The sequence below is a fragment of the Streptomyces sp. Isolate_45 genome, from assembly GCF_024721315.2.
Taxonomy (GTDB): Bacteria; Actinomycetota; Actinomycetes; order Streptomycetales; family Streptomycetaceae; genus Streptomyces.
Genome location: NZ_JANFAK020000374.1, coordinates 1 through 1047 on the forward strand (window position 1 = coordinate 1; position 1047 = coordinate 1047).

1 protein-coding gene is annotated in these 1047 nt (G+C 71.2%); it reads right to left on the bottom strand.

Annotated features, from left to right (window positions below; all coding sequences use genetic code 11):
* Positions 1 to 15 precede the first annotated feature (15 nt).
* The gene (locus NOD94_RS41145) at positions 16 to 1032 is read right to left on the bottom strand and encodes a hypothetical protein (RefSeq protein WP_281211357.1); all 1017 of its coding nucleotides are present in this window, start codon (positions 1030 to 1032) and stop codon (positions 16 to 18) included.
* Between the last annotated feature and the right edge of the window lie 15 nt (positions 1033 to 1047).

A 1047-nucleotide genomic window follows, 5' to 3' on the forward strand; every position in this document is an offset into this window, starting at 1 on the left:
TTCGAAGGCGCCGGGTCAGCCGCGTCCGCAGTGCCCGCAGGTACCGCGGCGGCGGAAGTAGTAGGCGAGGGCGGCCGCGGCCAGGGCGATGCCCCACACGGGCCAGATCGTCTCGGGAACCGTGGCGCCCCAGTCGTCCCTCTCGTTGTCGAAGGCACCCTGGAAGTGCAGCCGGATGTACATGACCCCGGCGATCGTCACCATCAGGGAGACCAGCCAGGCCGGGACGACCGCCAGGCTGATCGGTACGCGCCTGCCGCGCAGGCCCGGCATCCACCGGGGGAAGACCTCACCCCAGCGCTGCACCAGCCCCAGCGTCAGCAGGGAACCGAGCGCGCCCATCGTGGCCAGGGCCGCGCCCAGGATCCACAGGTGGTCCTCCTTGCCCTCCTGCCACAGTTCGTCGGAGATCCCCAAGGGGTAACCGAGCGCCCAGGCCCAACGGGTGGTGGCGTACAGGAGCGGTACGACGACCGCAGTCCAGGCGGCCTTCCTGCCCCAGCGGGCGGCGGAGGCCGGTGACGTCCATTCGGCGCCGGCCCCGGTGCGACCGCAGTTGCCACAGGCGTCGGTGGTCCGACGCTGGTAGGCGATCGCCGAGGCGGCCATCAGGGCCACCGCCGTCACGGCGAACACCTGATTGATGACCGTCCAGTTGATGGCACCGAACTTCAACATGAAGACGTAGGCCAGGTTCCCCAGGATCCGGAAGTCGGCCAGCGTGAAGAACACCGCGGCGCCCGAGGCGGCCGTCGCACCGAGCAGGACCCCGGTGGGCACCCGCCGCCTGCCGGGCAGGGCCAACAACAACGCGACCCCGGCACTGAGCAGGAAACCGACGGCCAGCCACGGGGCGAGCCGGTCACGACCCACGTGCTCGAAGGCCGAGTACTCGGGGTTGGCGTCATCGGCCCCGAAGGGGAAACCGGCGCCGCCCAACGCCCAGTACGTCTGGGCCAGTCCGTAGGCGAGCAGCACCAGGAAGGCCACGTACCCGATCCAGCGCGGCCAGCCGGCCAACCGACGGCGCACGACGCCCGGGGTACG